The 15,850-nt window shown below is 68.8% G+C and carries 17 protein-coding genes; 9 read left to right on the top strand and 8 right to left on the bottom strand.

Translation table 11 applies throughout. The features are described 5' to 3' along the window. Positions 1 to 371: 371 nt before the first annotated feature. Entirely contained in the window at positions 372 to 1,484 is a 1,113-nt protein-coding gene (gene mnmA, locus M0L44_RS13590) for a tRNA 2-thiouridine(34) synthase MnmA (RefSeq protein ID WP_252770234.1), read from the bottom strand. Positions 1,485 to 1,544: 60 nt separating this feature from the next. Then, entirely contained in the window at positions 1,545 to 2,027 is a 483-nt protein-coding gene (locus tag M0L44_RS13595; protein WP_252770235.1) for an NUDIX domain-containing protein, read from the bottom strand. A 194-nt stretch (positions 2,028 to 2,221) separates the two neighbouring features. Here M0L44_RS13595 and M0L44_RS13600 point away from each other — a divergent pair, with 194 nt between their 5' ends. From M0L44_RS13600 to M0L44_RS13615, 4 genes are read left to right on the top strand one after another with little or no spacing between them, the layout of a single operon-like run. Continuing rightward, complete coding sequence (locus tag M0L44_RS13600; protein WP_252770236.1) at positions 2,222 to 3,355, top strand: Re/Si-specific NAD(P)(+) transhydrogenase subunit alpha; 1,134 nt, start codon at positions 2,222 to 2,224, stop codon at positions 3,353 to 3,355. Between the two features lie 35 nt (positions 3,356 to 3,390). Then, positions 3,391 to 3,705 (top strand): NAD(P) transhydrogenase subunit alpha part 2, encoded by a 315-nt coding sequence (locus M0L44_RS13605; RefSeq protein ID WP_252770238.1) that lies wholly within the window; start codon positions 3,391 to 3,393, stop codon positions 3,703 to 3,705. Next, positions 3,702 to 3,914, top strand: coding sequence for a hypothetical protein (locus M0L44_RS13610; RefSeq protein ID WP_252770240.1), 213 nt, complete (start codon positions 3,702 to 3,704; stop codon positions 3,912 to 3,914). Before M0L44_RS13605 ends, M0L44_RS13610 begins: the two co-directional genes overlap by 4 nt. Further along, a complete protein-coding gene (locus M0L44_RS13615; RefSeq protein WP_252770241.1) occupies positions 3,911 to 5,335 on the top strand; it encodes an NAD(P)(+) transhydrogenase (Re/Si-specific) subunit beta in 1,425 nt (474 codons plus the stop codon). Before M0L44_RS13610 ends, M0L44_RS13615 begins: the two co-directional genes overlap by 4 nt. A gap of 27 nt (positions 5,336 to 5,362) precedes the next feature. Here the strand turns inward: M0L44_RS13615 and M0L44_RS13620 are convergent, their stop codons facing one another. Then, positions 5,363 to 6,292, bottom strand: a complete 930-nt coding sequence (locus M0L44_RS13620; protein ID WP_252770243.1) for a WcbI family polysaccharide biosynthesis putative acetyltransferase — start codon at positions 6,290 to 6,292, stop codon at positions 5,363 to 5,365. 43 nt (positions 6,293 to 6,335) lie between these two features. On the opposite strand from M0L44_RS13620, the gene M0L44_RS13625 reads away from it, so the two are divergent. The 5 genes from M0L44_RS13625 to M0L44_RS13645 all read left to right on the top strand — a co-directional run bounded on the left by M0L44_RS13625 (position 6,336) and on the right by M0L44_RS13645 (position 10,800). Further along, entirely contained in the window at positions 6,336 to 7,073 is a 738-nt protein-coding gene (locus tag M0L44_RS13625; RefSeq protein ID WP_252770244.1) for a 5'-methylthioadenosine/adenosylhomocysteine nucleosidase, read from the top strand. Positions 7,074 to 7,175: 102 nt separating this feature from the next. Then, the gene (locus M0L44_RS13630; protein ID WP_252770245.1) at positions 7,176 to 8,867 is read left to right on the top strand and encodes a long-chain-fatty-acid--CoA ligase; all 1,692 of its coding nucleotides are present in this window, start codon (positions 7,176 to 7,178) and stop codon (positions 8,865 to 8,867) included. 54 nt (positions 8,868 to 8,921) lie between these two features. After that, positions 8,922 to 9,479, top strand: a complete 558-nt coding sequence (locus M0L44_RS13635) for a hypothetical protein (RefSeq protein ID WP_252770248.1) — start codon at positions 8,922 to 8,924, stop codon at positions 9,477 to 9,479. A gap of 39 nt (positions 9,480 to 9,518) precedes the next feature. Continuing rightward, complete coding sequence (locus M0L44_RS13640; protein WP_252770249.1) at positions 9,519 to 10,241, top strand: 16S rRNA (uracil(1498)-N(3))-methyltransferase; 723 nt, start codon at positions 9,519 to 9,521, stop codon at positions 10,239 to 10,241. Between the two features lie 130 nt (positions 10,242 to 10,371). Continuing rightward, positions 10,372 to 10,800: a YidB family protein gene (locus M0L44_RS13645; protein WP_252770250.1), complete on the top strand. Its 429-nt coding sequence runs from the start codon at positions 10,372 to 10,374 to the stop codon at positions 10,798 to 10,800. Positions 10,801 to 10,810: 10 nt separating this feature from the next. Here M0L44_RS13645 and M0L44_RS13650 read toward each other — a convergent pair whose 3' ends face one another. The 5 genes from M0L44_RS13650 to M0L44_RS13670 form a co-directional block, all read right to left on the bottom strand. After that, on the bottom strand, positions 10,811 to 12,046 hold the full coding sequence (locus tag M0L44_RS13650) for a THUMP domain-containing class I SAM-dependent RNA methyltransferase (RefSeq protein ID WP_252770426.1): 1,236 nt from the start codon (positions 12,044 to 12,046) through the stop codon (positions 10,811 to 10,813). Positions 12,047 to 12,147: 101 nt separating this feature from the next. Continuing rightward, positions 12,148 to 13,671, bottom strand: a complete 1,524-nt coding sequence (locus tag M0L44_RS13655) for an RNA polymerase factor sigma-54 (protein ID WP_252770252.1) — start codon at positions 13,669 to 13,671, stop codon at positions 12,148 to 12,150. A gap of 10 nt (positions 13,672 to 13,681) precedes the next feature. Next, complete coding sequence (gene lptB, locus M0L44_RS13660; protein WP_252770255.1) at positions 13,682 to 14,446, bottom strand: LPS export ABC transporter ATP-binding protein; 765 nt, start codon at positions 14,444 to 14,446, stop codon at positions 13,682 to 13,684. Beyond that, complete coding sequence (lptA, locus tag M0L44_RS13665) at positions 14,443 to 15,057, bottom strand: lipopolysaccharide transport periplasmic protein LptA (RefSeq protein WP_252770257.1); 615 nt, start codon at positions 15,055 to 15,057, stop codon at positions 14,443 to 14,445. The genes lptB and lptA overlap by 4 nt, the downstream gene beginning before the upstream one ends. A 147-nt stretch (positions 15,058 to 15,204) precedes the next feature. Then, complete coding sequence (locus tag M0L44_RS13670; protein ID WP_252770258.1) at positions 15,205 to 15,849, bottom strand: thiol:disulfide interchange protein DsbA/DsbL; 645 nt, start codon at positions 15,847 to 15,849, stop codon at positions 15,205 to 15,207. Position 15,850 lies beyond the last annotated feature (1 nt).

Consider the following 15,850-nt stretch of genomic DNA (forward strand, 5'->3'; position numbering starts at 1 on the left):
ATTCGAAATCTCCAGGCGTGCCGGGGCATGCCCCGGCACGCCTGGAGCGGCTCAAGGGACCACTGCTCGACGATGTCCTGCCAGGGGCTCCCAAGTTCCCCGGCGGCTTCTCCACCCGCCCGCCGAGTGCCTGCGAAAGGCCTCGGCGTGGCGTTGGATGAGTTCGTTATTTATTGATCTATATAGCGAACGAGCGGGCAGTGAGCAATCGGCATGCCAGTGCTCGTCCCCCTGGGGAGCGCCCTTTCCCAAGGGCCCAGCCGCGCCACGGCTGTCGCATTTGCGACGTCGGCGCGTACGTTATGTACATAACAATACAGCGCGTGGCCCCCAACCCCGCTTCGTGCGGTGGCGGGACCGCGCGCGGAAACTCAGCGCCAGGGTTCGGCGCTGGCGATGACGCCACCGCCCAGGCAGACCTCACCGTCGTAGAGCACGGCCGACTGGCCCGGGGTGACGGCCCATTGCGGCTCGGCGAAGTCCAGCCCCAGCGTGGCCCCGGCGCCCGGCGCCAGCGTGCAGGGCGCGTCGGCCTGGCGGTAGCGGGTCTTGGCACCGATGGCGCCGGCCGCCGGCGGCTCGCCGGCCACCCAGCTGGTGTCGTCGGCCACCAGGCTGCGGTACTGCAGCCAGGGGTGGTCGTGGCCCTGCACCACGTAGAGGATGTTGCGCTCCAGGTCCTTGCGGGCCACGTACCAGGGGGCGTGGTCGCCGCCGCCGCGCTGGGCCTTCTTCTCCTTCACGCCGCCGATGCCCAGGCCCTGGCGCTGGCCCAGGGTGTAGAAGGACAGGCCCACATGCTCGCCCAGCCGGCGGCCGCGGTCGTCCAGGATGGGGCCGGGCTGGTTGCTGAGGTAGCGGTTGAGGAAGTCGCGGAAGGGCCGCTCGCCGATGAAGCAGATGCCGGTCGAGTCCTTCTTCTTGGCATTGGGCAGCTTGAGCTCGGCGGCGATGCGGCGCACCTCGGTCTTGGGCAGCTCGCCCACCGGGAAAATGGTCTTGGACAGCTGGGCCTGGTTGAGCCGGTGCAGGAAGTAGCTCTGATCCTTCAGCGGGTCCAGGCCCTTGAGCAGCTGGAAGCGTCCGCCCACTTCGCGCACCCGGGCGTAGTGGCCGGTGGCGATCTTGTCGGCACCCAGGCGCATGGCGTGGTCCAGGAAGGCCTTGAACTTGATCTCGGCGTTGCACAGCACGTCCGGGTTGGGCGTGCGGCCGGCCTGGTACTCGCGCAGGAATTCGGCGAAGACGCGGTCCTTGTACTCGGCCGCGAAGTTGACGTGCTCGATCTCGATGCCCAGCACGTCGGCCACCGAAGCGGCGTCCAGGAAGTCCTGGCGCGTCGAGCAGTACTCGCCGTCGTCGTCGTCTTCCCAGTTCTTCATGAAGATGCCGATGACCTCGTAGCCCTGCTGCTGGAGCAGCCAGGCGGAGACCGAAGAATCGACGCCGCCGGACAGACCGACGACCACACGTTGTGAAGCCATATCCCGGATTGTAAAAAGGGCGGGCCGCCCGCGCCGGCGTGGGGCCTCGCCGGGGGGCCTTCAGGTCCCGGCGTAGAGGCTGGGATCGGTGTGCAGCAGGTCCAGGGCGTAGCGCTGCCCGGCCCGGTACTGGTCGATGCTGTCGAGCACGAAATGGCTGCGGTGCCGCGCACGGCAGGCCTGCAGTTCCTCCCAGCTCAGCCAATGGTTGGCCACCACCGGCTCGTCGTAGACCCGGCCCGCCACAGGCTCAGCCACCGAGCCGGTGAAGGCAAAGCGCAGGAAGGTGATGTCCTCGCCGCCCGGGCGCTGCAGCCGCCCCATGTGAATGCCCACCAGCGCCTGCGCCACAAAGGGCCGCATGGTCTCTTCCAGCACCTCGCGGGCCACCGCCTCGACCAGGCTCTCGCCCGGGTCCAGGTGGCCGGCCGGCGTGTTCAGCCGCAGGCCGTCGGCGGTCATCTCCTCGACCAGCAGAAAGCGGCCGCCGCGCTCGATCACCGCGGCCACGGTGACGTTCGGTTTCCAGCGTGGTGCACCCATGTCCGGATGGTAACCAGCCTGAAACCCGCCACATTCTTTGGGGGGTCGGGGGGCAGCCCGTCGGTGCCCTGCCACACCGCGGCCAGCCCCCTCTCGCAGGGAGGGGCAATGCCTGTAAGCTGCCCTGCAACCCGCGGGCGGCAACGTACCGGCCCGCCAGGACCCATCCAAGCGTTGAAGAAGAGGAGAGACCCATGTTGATCGGCGTTCCGCTGGAAACAGCGGCCGGAGAGACACGTGTGGCCGTCACACCCGAGACGGCCAAGAAGTTGGTGGCCCAGGGCCACCAGATCCAGGTGCAGGCCGGCGCCGGCCTCGCCGCCAGCGTGCCGGACGCAGCCTATGAGGCCGCCGGGGCCACGCTGACGGACCGCAACGGCGCCCTGGGCGCCGAGCTGGTGCTGAAGGTGCAGCGCCCCTCGGCCGACGAGCTGGCCCTGATGAAGCCCGGCGCCGCCCTGGTGGGCATGCTCAACCCCTTCGACAAGGAAGGCCTGGCGGCCATGGCCGCCGCCGGCCTGTCCAGCTTCGCGCTGGAGGCGGCGCCCCGCACCACCCGGGCCCAGAGCATGGACGTGCTGTCCAGCCAGGCCAACATCGCGGGCTACAAGGCGGTCATCATGGCGGCCGACCGCTACGGCAAGTTCTTCCCGATGCTGATGACCGCCGCCGGCACGGTGAAGGCCGCCAAGGTCGTCATCCTGGGTGTGGGCGTGGCGGGCCTGCAGGCCATCGCCACCGCCAAGCGCCTGGGCGCCACCATCGAGGCCTCGGATGTGCGGCCCTCGGTGAAGGAGCAGGTCGAATCGCTGGGCGCCAAGTTCATCGACGTGCCCTACGAGACCGCCGAGGAGAAGGAAGCCGCCGAGGGCGTGGGCGGCTACGCCCGGCCGATGCCGCCGAGCTGGCTGGAACGCCAGAAGGCCGAGGTGGCCAAGCGCGTGGCGGCGGCCGACGTGGTGATCTCCACCGCCCTGATCCCCGGCCGCGCCGCGCCGGTGCTGATCACCGAGGCCATGGTCCAGGCCATGAAGCCCGGCTCGGTCATCGTGGACATCGCCGCAGGCAAGGGCCCGGGCGGCACGGACGGCAACTGCCCGCTGACCGAGGCCGGCCGCACGGTCGTCAAGCACGGCGTGACCATCGTCGGCGAGACCAACCTGCCGGCGCTGGTGGCTGCCGATGCCTCGGCCCTGTACGCCCGCAACGTGCTGGACTTCCTCAAGCTGGTGCTGCCCAAGGACGGCGGCGCGCTGACGATCCCGGCCGATGACGACATCGTGGCCGCCTGCCTGGTGACCCAGGGCGGCGCCGTGCTGCGCGCCTGAACCTCTTTCATCCCAACATCGATCGGAGCCCTGCCATGGACGCCGTGTCCCCGACCCTGATCAACCTGATCATCTTCGTGCTGGCCATCTACGTGGGTTACCACGTGGTGTGGACCGTCACCCCCGCGCTGCACACCCCGCTGATGGCGGTCACCAACGCGATTTCCGCCATCGTCATCGTGGGCGCCATGCTGGCCGCCGCGCTGACCGAAACCCCCCTGGGCAAAACCATGGGCGTGCTGGCCGTGGCCCTGGCCGCGGTGAACGTCTTCGGCGGCTTCCTGGTGACGCGCCGCATGCTGGAGATGTTCAAGAAGAAGGAGAAGAAGAAGCCGGAGGAGAAGGCGTGAAAGCCGTCGTCCTCACTGTCGTCTTCGTGATCGGCCTGATCAACGCCAGCTTCGTCGGCGTGGTCGTGGCCGAGCTGGCCGAATCCCGCACCGCGGGCGCGCTGGCCGCACTCGTCACGATGGCCCTCGAGGCCCTCGTCGTGCGCCAGGTCCGCAAGGCCATCGCTGCCTCCTCTTCCGCCCAATCCCAGCCCGGGAGTCCCGCATGAGCATGAACCTCGTGACGCTGCTGTACCTGATCGCCAGCGTCTGCTTCATCCAGGCCTTGAAGGGCCTGTCCCACCCCACCACCTCGATCCGCGGCAATGTGTTCGGCATGACCGGCATGACGATCGCGGTGCTGACCACCGCCGCGCTGATCGCCAAGCTGGCCGGCTCGCCCCTGAGCCTGTCCTGGGTGCTGCTGGGCCTGCTGGTGGGCGGCAGCGCCGGCGCCATCATGGCCCAGCGGGTGGAGATGACCAAGATGCCCGAGCTGGTGGCCTTCATGCACAGCATGATCGGCCTGGCCGCGGTCTTCATCGCGGTGGCCGCCGTGGCCGAGCCCGGTGCCCTGCTGCACGGCCTGGCCAAGGGCGATCCCATCCCCACCGGCAACCGGCTGGAGCTGTTCCTGGGCGCGGCCATCGGCGCCATCACCTTCAGCGGCTCGGTCATCGCCTTCGGCAAGCTCTCGGGCAAGTCCAAGTTCCGCCTGTTCCAGGGCGCGCCGGTGCAGTTCAGCGGCCAGCACCTCTTGAACCTGGTGCTGGGCCTGGCCACCGTGGGCCTGGGCCTGGCCTTCATGGCCACCGAGAGCTGGAGCGCCTTCTTCGCCATGCTGGCCCTGGCCTTCGTGCTGGGCGTGCTGATCATCATCCCGATCGGCGGCGCCGACATGCCGGTGGTGGTCTCCATGCTCAACAGCTACTCGGGCTGGGCGGCCGCGGGCATCGGCTTCTCGCTGAACAACGCGATGCTGATCATCGCCGGCTCGCTGGTGGGCAGCTCGGGCGCCATCCTCAGCTACATCATGTGCAAGGCGATGAACCGCTCGTTCATCAACGTGATCCTGGGCGGCTTCGGCGGTGACACCGCCACGGCGGCCGCGGGCGACCAGGTGCAGCGCTCGGTCAAGAGCGGCAGCGCCGACGACGCGGCCTTCATCCTGGGCAATGCCGAGACGGTGGTCATCGTGCCGGGCTACGGCCTGGCGGTGGCCCGCGCCCAGCACGCGGTCAAGGAGCTGGCCGAGAAGCTCACCGAGAAGGGCATCACGGTCAAGTACGCCATCCACCCGGTGGCCGGCCGCATGCCCGGCCACATGAACGTGCTGCTGGCCGAGGCCGAGGTGCCCTACGACCAGGTCTTCGAGATGGAGGACATCAACGGCGAGTTCGGCCAGACCGACGTGGCCATCATCCTGGGCGCCAACGACGTGGTGAACCCGGCCGCGCTGCAGAAGGGCTCGCCCATCTACGGCATGCCCATCCTGGAGGCCTACAAGGCCAAGACCGTCATCGTGAACAAGCGCTCGATGGCCGCGGGCTATGCCGGCCTGGACAACGAGCTGTTCTACATGGACAAGACGATGATGGTCTTCGGCGACGCCAAGAAGGTGGTCGAGGAGATGGTCAAGGCCGTCGAGTGAAGGGGGCAGGCCTCCCTGCCCCTTGCTTCAGCCGACGTGCAGCAAGGGGGCTACTCCGGCCGCCCGTAGCCGATGCGGAACGGAATCGCCGACTGCTCGCAAAAGCGACTCCCTGGGTTGGTGAGAATAGAACTGATGAAGCTTCTTGATGACCTCTCCGAACGGAACCGGCTTGTTCTCAAAATTAGCCATTTCGGGATCGTCTGTGAAGTCAGCCTTCAGAGAACTCTTCACCCAACCTTTGACAGGAAGGGAGAATTGATCGTTGCCGCGCGCATCGATCACCCTCTCCAAAACAAAATCACCCATTTCCAATTGCCCACAAAGGCGAATCGCCATCTCCCGATAGACCTCAGCAGTCGGGTGCGACTTGATATAGTGCAATCTCTTCTTGAGCGCCCAATCAGCGTAGAAATCAGAAATCCGAATGTCTGTTCTAAATTTCTGCTCTCTATCGTGAAACTGCTGAACGTTGACGGCTAGCGCCAGCCCGAGGGCTTCTGCGGTTGACAGAGGCACTTCGTGGAAGACACGCTGCGTCTCTTTCACATCCATGCCTGAGAGATAGCAAGCAAGGATGACGGCGTCCTCCGTCGCACCGAATGGATAGTCCTTCCCCCACTCCGAAGACCTCGGAGCATGGGCAAAAAATAACGCATCAAAGTGCAGCGCCGGAAAAACGACCAAGCGCTTGCCTCTCTTCGTCGCGTGGTCTCTCAGAGACTCAATCTTCACCTCTTCTAGAGATGAATTCTGAATGGGTTGCGTGCAAATTACATCGGCCTGTTCTATTCTCTCAATGATCTTGCCAGCATCCGCAGCCTGGATCTTGTGAACTTCGACAGATCCGAGCCAATCCCACTTCGACTCGAAAGAGGGCGCCCCTGGCCTGATGAACCGACCAAAAAGTGCGGGCCCTTGGCAATTCGAGATAATCAACAGCTTCTGTTTTTTCATTCCCCCCCCTATACACGTAACCGTCTGATAGCATCATATTACAATGGTCCTCGCCATCGTCAGCGCCCTGCCCGACGAGCTGGCCGCGCTGCAGGCGCGGCTGGACGTCGACCACACCCAGACCCTGGCCGGCCGCACCCTGCACCGCGGCCGCCTGGCCGGCCACGACGCCATCCTGGTGCTGTGCGGCGTGGGCAAGGTGGCCGCGGCCACCACGACCGCGCTGCTGCTGGACCGCTTCGACGTGGGTGAGCTGCTGTTCACCGGCGTGGCCGGCGGCATCGGCCCGGGCGTGACGGTGGGCGACGTGGTGGTGGCCGACACCCTGCTGCAGCACGACATGGACGCCTCGCCGCTGTTCCCGCGCTGGGAGGTGCCGCTGACCGGCATCAGCCGCTTCGCCGCCGATGGCACGCTCTCGGGCCGGCTGGCCCGCGCGGCCGCGCAGGTGCTGCGCGAGGCCCCGCCGCCCGCGCTGCGCGAGTTCGGCGTGCAGGCGCCTCGGGTCCGCACCGGCCTGGTGATCAGCGGCGACCGCTTTGTCTCCTCGCGCGCCGAGGTGGACACGCTGCGGGCCGACCTGCCCGACGCCCTGGCCGTGGAGATGGAAGGCGCGGCGGTGGCCCAGGTCTGCCACGACTTCGGCCGGCCCTTCGCGGTGCTGCGCAGCATCTCCGACCGCGCCGACGACGCGGCGCACGTCGACTTCCCGCGCTTCCTGCGCCAGGTGGCGGCCCCGTATTCGCGCGACATCGTGCTGGCCGCCCTGCAGACCGGCTGAGCGCCGCGGACCGGAGACACCCCCCCGGGATTACCCGGATCGGACTTATTTTCGAACGATCGTTCGATTACGATCTGGGCCGCATCTATGGAGTCCCCGGGAATGGAACGAATCTGGTTGAAGCACTATCCGGAAGGCGTGCCCGCCGACATCGACGTGTCGGTCTATCCCTCGCTGGTCGCCCTGCTGGAGGAGAGCTTCCGCAAGCACGCCGCACTGCCGGCCTACCGCTTCATGGGCAAGAGCTTCAGCTATGCCCAGGTGGACGAGCTCTCACGCGCCTTCGCGGCCTATCTGCAGGCCAGCGGCCTGCAACCCGGTGACCGCGTGGCGGTGATGATGCCCAACGTGCCCCAGTACCCGGTGGTGGTGGCGGGCATCCTGCGCGCCGGCATGGTGGTGGTCAACGTCAACCCGCTCTACACCCCGCGCGAGCTGGAGCACCAGCTCAAGGACGCCGGCACCCGGTCCATCGTCATCATGGAGAACTTCGCCGCCACGCTGCAGGCGGCGCAGGCCCACGCCAAGGTGGTCGACCATGTGGTGCTGACCGCCATGGGCGACATGCTGGGCTGGATCAAGGGCGCGGTGGTCAACCACGTGGTGCGCCGGGTCAAGAAGATGGTGCCCGAGTTCCAGCTGGCCGACGCGGTGCGCTTCAACGACGCCGTCGCCCAGGGCCGTGGCGCCGTGTTCAAGCCGGTGAGCGTGCGCCCGGACGACATCGCGGTGCTGCAGTACACCGGCGGCACCACCGGCATCAGCAAGGGCGCGGTGCTGCTGCACCGCAACCTGGTGGCCAATGTGCTGCAGTCCGAGGCCTGGTACCGCCCGGCCATCGACCGCGTGGCCAACGAGGGCCAGGTGGTCACCATCTGCGCGCTGCCGCTCTATCACATCTTCGGCTTCAACACGAACATGATGCTGGGCCTGCGCATGGGCGGCTGCGGCATCCTGATCCCCAACCCGCGCGACCTGGCGGGCACGCTCAAGACGCTGTCCACCGAGCGCTTCCACAGCTTCCCGGCGGTCAACACGCTGTTCCACGCCCTGGCCCACCACCCCGACTTCGACAAGGTGGACTGGAGCCACCTGAAGATGTCGGTGGGCGGCGGCATGGCGGTGCAGCAGGCCACGGCCAAGCTGTGGCTGGAGAAGACCGGCTGCCCGATCTGCGAGGGCTATGGCCTGTCGGAGACCTCGCCGGTGGTGTCCTGCAACCCCACCACCTCGAGTGCCTACAGCGGCACCATCGGCCTGCCGGTGCCCAACACCGAACTGCGCCTGATCGACGACGAGGGCCACGAAGTGCCCGCGGGCCAGGCCGGCGAGATCGCGGTGCGCGGCCCGCAGGTGATGGCCGGCTACTGGCAGCGCCCGGACGAGACCGCCCGGGTGATGACCGCCGACGGCTTCTTCCGCACCGGCGACGTGGGCATGGTGGACGAACGCGGCTACTTCCGCATCGTCGACCGCAAGAAGGACATGATCCTGGTGTCCGGCTTCAATGTTTACCCTAACGAAGTCGAGGACGTGATCACCCAAATGCCGGGCATCATGGAGTGCGCCGCCGTCGGGGTGCCCGACGAGAAGGCCGGCGAGGTGGTGAAGGTCGTGATCGTGAAAAAGGACCCCGCAGTGACAGAAGCCGACGTGCGGCACTGGTGCGAAGCCAACCTGACCGGGTATAAGCGACCCAAGTTGGTGGAGTTCCGCAACGACCTGCCCAAGACGCCGGTGGGCAAGGTGCTGCGGCGCGAACTGCGCGACCGGCCGGCCACGCCGGCGCGCTGACCCCGAGCCCCCTCCGCGCGCACGCCGCGCGCCCTTGCCCGGCCGTCAGACAGCATGAGCAGTAAACGCTACGTCAAGACCGCCGCGGGCCACGCGGAGATCCAATCCCGGTCCCAGGCCCTGCCCCGCCCGGTGCGCAACCTGCTGCTGGTCATCAACGACAGCCAGCCGGGTGCCTTCTGGCTGCAGCAGATCCGGGGGCTGGTGGATGCCGACCTGGCCTCGCTGCTGGAGGCCGGCCTGATTGCCGAGGCGCAGGGCGCGGGCGCTGCCGCCCGCCCTGTGCGCAAGCCCGACGGATCATCGGCAGACAGCGCGGACACGGTGCCCAGCGAGTTCCGGCCCGAAGGCGACGAAACCGCCCAGCTGCAGCAGGATGTGCTGCAAGCCATTGGCGACGCGAGCTACAGCGCCCTCTACGACACCCTGACCGCCCAGGCCAAGGGCCAGCTGGGCCTGGTGAAGGGCTACCGTTTCGCGCTGGAGGTGGAGCGCGCTGCCGGCCCCACCGAACTGCAGACCCTGGCCCGGCGCTTCGCCCAGGGACTGCGGGACGACCACGGCATGGCCGCGGTGCGGCAGTTCCTGGACGCGCTGCGCGCCGCGGGCTGAAGCTCGGCGTCCCGGCCCGAGGCTGGCACACTCACGCCCATGCCCGTCCGAGTCCACCTGGAAGCGCCCCTGCACGAAGGCGCCGAGCTGACCCTGCCCCCCGAGCCCTCCCGCCACATCCAGGTGCTGCGCCTGCAGCCCGGCGACGGCCTGACCGTCTTCAACGGCCAGGGCGGCGAGTGGGAGGCCACCGTGACCCGCATGGGCCGTCAGGACGTGGACCTGCGCATCTGCGCCCATGTGCCAACCGCGCGTGAACTGGCCTGCCCGGTGACCATCGCCCTGGGCATGCCCGCCAACGAGCGCATGGATGCCCTGGTGGAGAAGGCCACCGAACTGGGCGCCGCCGCCATCCAGCCGCTGATGTGCGCCCGCTCGGTGCTCAAGCTCGCTGGCGACCGGGCCGAGAAGCGAAGGGCCCATTGGCAGGCCGTGGCCGTGGCGGCGGCCGAGCAAAGCGGCCGCACCCGGGTGCCCACCGTGGGCCCCATCCTGAGCTTCGAGCGCTGGCTGGGCGAGGCGGGCTCCGCCACCGGCCTGCGGCATGTGCTGAGCTTCGGCCCCGACGCGGCCGAACCGGCCACGCTGCTGCAGGCCCGGGGGCCGGTGCTGCTGCTGTCCGGCCCCGAAGGTGGCCTGGACCCGCGCGAGGAAGCCCTGGCCCGGCAGGCCGGCTTCAGCCCGCTGAGCCTGGGCCCGCGCGTGCTGCGGGCCGACACCGCGCCGCTGGCCGCCCTGAGCCTGCTGGCCCTGGCCGGCTGAGCGCCGTGGCGCGGGCTCCACGCCCGCCCCACCTTTTGCACAGCGCCCCGGCGGGCCATCACGGCGGACGTGACAAGGTCATCCGGGGCGGTCATGCTGCAGGCTTTCATCCCACCTGAAGGAGAACGCCATGGGACTGCTGGATGCGGTGAGCGGCCTGCTGAACGAATCGGCGGGCGGCGGCAACACCCCGGACCTGATGTCCATCGCCACCCAGCTGCTGGACAGCCAGGCCCCCGGCGGTGGTCTGGCCGGCCTGGTGCAGCACTTTGAGCAGGGCGGCCTGGGCGATGTGGTGGGTTCCTGGATCTCCAACGGCCAGAACCTGCCGATCAGCGCCGATCAGCTGCAGTCCGCGCTGGGCAGCCACCCGGCGCTGGCTGGCCTGCTGCAGCAGGCCCAAGGACCCCAGGGCCAGGCCCTGCTGGGCCAGCTGGCGCAGATGCTGCCGGAGCTGGTGAACAAGATGACGCCGCAAGGCCAGCTGCCCGCCACGGCCGCGGAATCGCCCGACCTGGGCAGCCTGCTGGGCGGCTTGAGCGGGCTGCTCAAGGGCTGACCCCCGGGGCTCAGGGCGCGGCGGCGTCTCCGGCCTTGCGGGCCGAGCCGGCCACCATGTCGAAGCGGAACAGCCGGCACTCGATCGGCCCGTTCCACATCGGCACGCGCCGGCTTTCCTTCAGCCGCATCAGGCTGGGCAGCTTGGCCTCGGGCGTGAGCACCCAGGCCGTCCAGCCGGCGTAGCCCTTCTTCCAGTGCGCGGCCAGGCGGGCGTAGAACTCGCCCGCGTCGGCCGCGCCTTCAAACTTCTCGCCCTGCGCGCCGGCCCGGCCGTGGCCCAGGTTGCCCTGGCCCTGGCCGGAGCCCTTGGGCGCGATGCGCTCGCCATAGGGCGGGTTCATCAGCAGCACGCCGTGGTCGGCCGGCGCGGGGCGCTGCAGCGCGTCGGCGGTCTTGAACTCGATGGCGTGCCTGACGCCGGCGCGCTCGGCATTGCGCGTGGCGAAGTCGGTCATGCGGAAGGACACGTCGCCCGCCCACACCGGCACCGCCGGCGCATGCACGGCGGCCTGGGCCGCGGCCTTCATCTCGCGCCAGGCGCCCAGCTGGTCCCGGAAGGGCAGCAGGCGCTCGAAGGCAAAGCGGCGCTGCAGGCCGGGCGCGATGCCGCAGGCGATCTGCGCGGCCTCAATGGCGATGGTGCCGGCGCCGCAGCAGGGGTCCAGCAGGCCGCCGTCCTCGGGCCGGCCGTGCCAGCCGATGGCCGCCAGCATGGACGCAGCCAGGGTCTCCTTCAGGGGCGCCTCGCCCTTGGCCTCGCGCCAGCCGCGCTTGAACAGGGCCTCGCCCGACAGGTCCACGCTCAAGCTGGCGTGGTCGGGCCCCAGGTGCAGCACCAGCGACAGGTCGGGGTGGTGGGTGTCCACGCTGGGCCGCTCGCCGCAGGCCTCGCGCATCTGGTCGCAGACGGCGTCCTTGATGCGCAAGGCCGCGAAGTTCAGGCTCTGCAGCGGCGAGCGCCAGGCACTGGCGTCCACCCGCAAGGTCTGCTGGGCCGTGATCCAGTCGTTCCAGCGCACCCGCCGCGCCAGGTCGTAGAGGTCGTGCTCACTGGCGTAGCCGCCCTCGGCCACCTGCCACAGCACGCGCTGGGCCAGCCGGCTGCCCAGGTTCAGGCGCATGGCCTCGGGCAGGCCACCCTCGACATAGACGCCGCCGCGGCCGGCCTCGACCCGGGTCTGCGGGCCCAGCAGGGCCTGGCATTCCTCGGCCAGCCAGGGCTCGGTGCCGGCAGCGCAGGGCATGAACAGGGTGCCCTGGCGGACGCTGGCGCCAGGACGAGGACCATCGGCCCGCACCACACGGCGCGGACCGGCTGCGCCGGGCGCCGGGGTGGGGGTCGAACTCATAGAGCCTTGCGGAGGTTGGCGGGCGCGATCTTGAGCGCTTCGCGGTACTTGGCCACGGTGCGGCGGGCCACCTGGATGCCCTGCTCTTCGAGCATGTCGGCGATCTGGCTGTCGGACAGCGGCTTCTTGATGTCTTCGGCGGCCACGAACTGCTTGATCAGCGCGCGCACCGCGGTGCTGGAGGCATTGCCGCCGGCATCGGTGTTGAGCGAGGAGCCGAAAAAGTACTTCAGCTCGAAGGTGCCCTGCGGCGTGGACATGTACTTGGCGGTGGTCACGCGCGAGATCGTGGATTCGTGCAGGCCCAGCTCGTCGGCGATCTCGCGCAGCACCAGCGGCTTCATCGCGATCTCGCCATGGGTGAAGAAGTTCTTCTGCCGCTCGACGATGGCCGCACTCACGCGCAGGATGGTGTCGAAGCGCTGCTGGATGTTGCGAATGAACCAGCGGGCTTCCTGCAGCCGGGCCGACAGGTTGCCGCCGCCGCGCTGGCCACGGATGGCCTGGGCGTAGAGGTCGGACACACGCAGCTTGGGCATCACGTCCGGGTTGAGCGTGGCCTTCCAGTTGCGGCCGGACTTCACCACGATCACGTCGGGCACCACGATCAGCTGCTCGGCCCGGGCGAAGGGCCGACCGGGCTTGGGCTCACAGGCCACGATCAGGGCCTGGGCGGCCTTGACCGTGGCCTCGTCGCAGCCGGTGGCGGCCGAGAGCTTCTTCAGGTCGCGCCGGGCCAGCAGCTCCAGGTGGGACGTCGCGATCTGCAGCGCACAAGCGCGCGCCGGGGTGTCAGCCCGTTGACGCAGCTGCAGCGTGAGGCATTCGGACAGGTTGGCCGCACCCACACCGGCCGGCTCCAGGCTCTGGAGCCATTTCAGGCCGCAGCGCAGTTCGTCTTGCAGGGCCTCGCGGGCCTCCGGGTCGGTGATCTCCAGCGAATCGGCGATGCGCTCGGCGATCTCCTCCAGCGAGCCGTCCAGGTAGCCGTCCTCGTCCAGCGATTCGATCAGGACCAGCACGGCCGCAGCGTCGCGGTCGGCCAGGCGCATGCCGCTGAGCTGGGTGCGCAGGTGGTCCTGCAGCGTGGGACCGCTGCCGGCGCGGTCCTGCGGCTCGAAGTCGTCGTCGCCCCCACTGGACGGCGCGGCGCTGGGCGTCTCGCGGATGCCGTCGAAGTCGTCGCCCTCGGTGCCGTTCTCCCAGTCGTCGCGCTCGGTGGTGCCAAAGTCCGAGGCCTCCATCCCAGCCGGCTCGTCCGAACCTTCGCCACTGCCACCACCGCTGTCTTCGTCAGACGCCGTCGAACTGCTGCTGCTCGCGCTGGCCCGGTCGGCCACGATCTGCTCCTCGAAGCTGCTGCGTTCCTCTTCCGGCTCGAGAAAGGGGTTCTGCTCGAGCATCTGCTCGACTTCCTGATGCAGCTCCAGCGTGGACAGCTGCAGCAGGCGGATGGATTGCTGCAACTGGGGCGTGAGCGCCAGGTGCTGGGACAGGCGGACCTGCAGGGTCGGCTTCATCGTCTCGGACTCACATTCGGAAGTGTTCGCCGAGGTAAACCCGGCGCACGTCCGGGTTCTCGATGATTTGCTGCGGGGTGCCTTCGGCCAGCACGTCGCCCTGGCTGATGATGTAGGCCCTGTCGCAGATGCCCAGGGTCTCGCGCACGTTGTGGTCGGTGATCAGCACGCCGATGCCGCGCGCCTTGAGGAAGCTGATGATGCGCTGGATCTCGATCACCGCGATCGGGTCCACGCCGGCAAAGGGCTCGTCCAGCAGGATGAAGCGTGGCTGGGTGGCCAGGGCGCGGGCGATCTCCACCCGGCGGCGCTCGCCACCCGACAGGGCGGGTGCCGGCGTGTCGCGCAAGCCGGTCAGGCTCAGGTCGCTGAGCAACTGATCGAGTTGGCGCTGGATGGCCTCGGCCTTGAGCGGCTTGCCGCGCTCGTCGGTCTGCAGCTCCAGCACGGCGCGGATGTTCTCGTCCACCGTGAGCTTGCGGAAGATCGAGGCTTCCTGCGGCAGATAGGACAGGCCCAGGCGCGAGCGCTGGTGGATGGGCATGCGCTCCACCGGCGTGCCGTCGATGGTGATCTGGCCGTCGTCGCAGCGCACCAGGCCCACGACCATGTAGAAGGTGGTGGTCTTGCCGGCCCCGTTGGGGCCCAGCAGACCGACCACCTCGCCGGCGGACACGGACAGGTGCACGCTCTTGACCACGGTGCGGGCACCGTAGGTCTTGCGCAGGCCACTGGCCTCCAGGCGGCTGTGCGCCGTCAGAACGGGACCGCTCACCGACCTGCCCCCGCCGCACTGGCCCCGCTGCTCGCTGCCGAGGCCGCCGCCGGCGCCGAGGCGCTGCGTGGCGTGAACACCAGGCGCACCTTGCCGGGCACCACGCCCGGTTTCACCGTGGGCGCCTCGCCGTCAAAGATGACCGTGTCGATCTTCTGGTCGTAGGTGATGATGGCGCCGCTGGCCTCGTCGGTCACCACGCCAGCGCGGCGCATGCGCAGCCAGGCGTTGCCCAGGAACTTCACCTTTTCGGTGGCCCCGTCGTATTCGATGCGGTCCGCCTGGGCTTCGATGTACTCGTTCTCGCGGTCGCGCTTCTGGCGGAAGGTGGCCTGCTGGCTGGGCCAGCTGAAGGCCACCGCGTTGTACACGCCGTCCTGGGGCTCACGCACCTCGACCCGGTCGGCCCGGATCAGCATGGTGCCCTGGGCGATGCTGACATTGCCGCTGACCACGGTGAGCTTGCGGGCCAGGTCCACCTGGGCGCTCTGCTTGCCATCGCTCTCCACCACCAGCGGCTGCTGGCGGTCGGCCTTCTCGGCATGCGCAACCGCGCCCACCATCAGAAGGATGGACAGGGCCAGAGCGGGGGAAGAGCGACGCAGCGGCATGGTTATCGGCATGAAAATTGCTGTCCATTCTACGATGCCCGCCCCGCACTGCGGCGGGCATCGTTCGACCCGAGCAAGCCGCAGGGGAACTCGCCGAAAGACTTGACCTGCCGCCCCGGATGGGGCTTGCAGACGGCGCTCCCGCGCTCAGCCCAGGCTCTTGCCGACCTGCGCGATGAGCATGTCGGCGGTGGCGTAGAGCCGGGGCTCGCTGCCGGTCATGGCCGCCGAGGTGGTGAACCGCCCCTGGATGCCCAGGGTGGGCACGCCGTCGATCTTGTAGCCCTGGGCCAGGGCCTTGGCCTGGCGCAGCTTGCCCTCGACGGTGAAGGACTTCATCGTCTGCACCACCTTCTGGCCGTCCAGGCCTTGGGCGATGAAGAAGGCGGCGACGTCGGCATCCTTGTCCAGGCGCTGGTGCTGCACATGCATGGCAGCGAACACCTTGGTGTGGAAGGCCTCGACCTTGCCCATCAGTTCCAGCGCGTAATAGATGCGGGCGTGGTAGCTGTGCATGGGGGTGAAGGTGGCCGCCACGCGCTCGAAATGGACAGTGGGCGGCAGGCGCTTGACCCAGGCTTCCAGCGAGGGCTCCAGCGCATTGCAGTGGGGGCAGCCGTACCAGAAGAACTCCACCACCTCGACCTTGCCGGTCGGCGCCATGGGCACCGGCGGCGACACGCGCTGGAAGTCCTTGCCTTCCACCGGCGCACCTTGCGCCAGGGCCGGGCCGCTCAGGGACACCAACCCGGCCAGGCCGGTCAGGTGCAGGGAAAAGTCACGCCGATTCATC

It is taken from the genome of Ideonella oryzae, from assembly GCF_024055665.1.
GTDB classification, from domain to species: domain Bacteria; phylum Pseudomonadota; class Gammaproteobacteria; order Burkholderiales; family Burkholderiaceae_C; genus Ideonella; species Ideonella oryzae.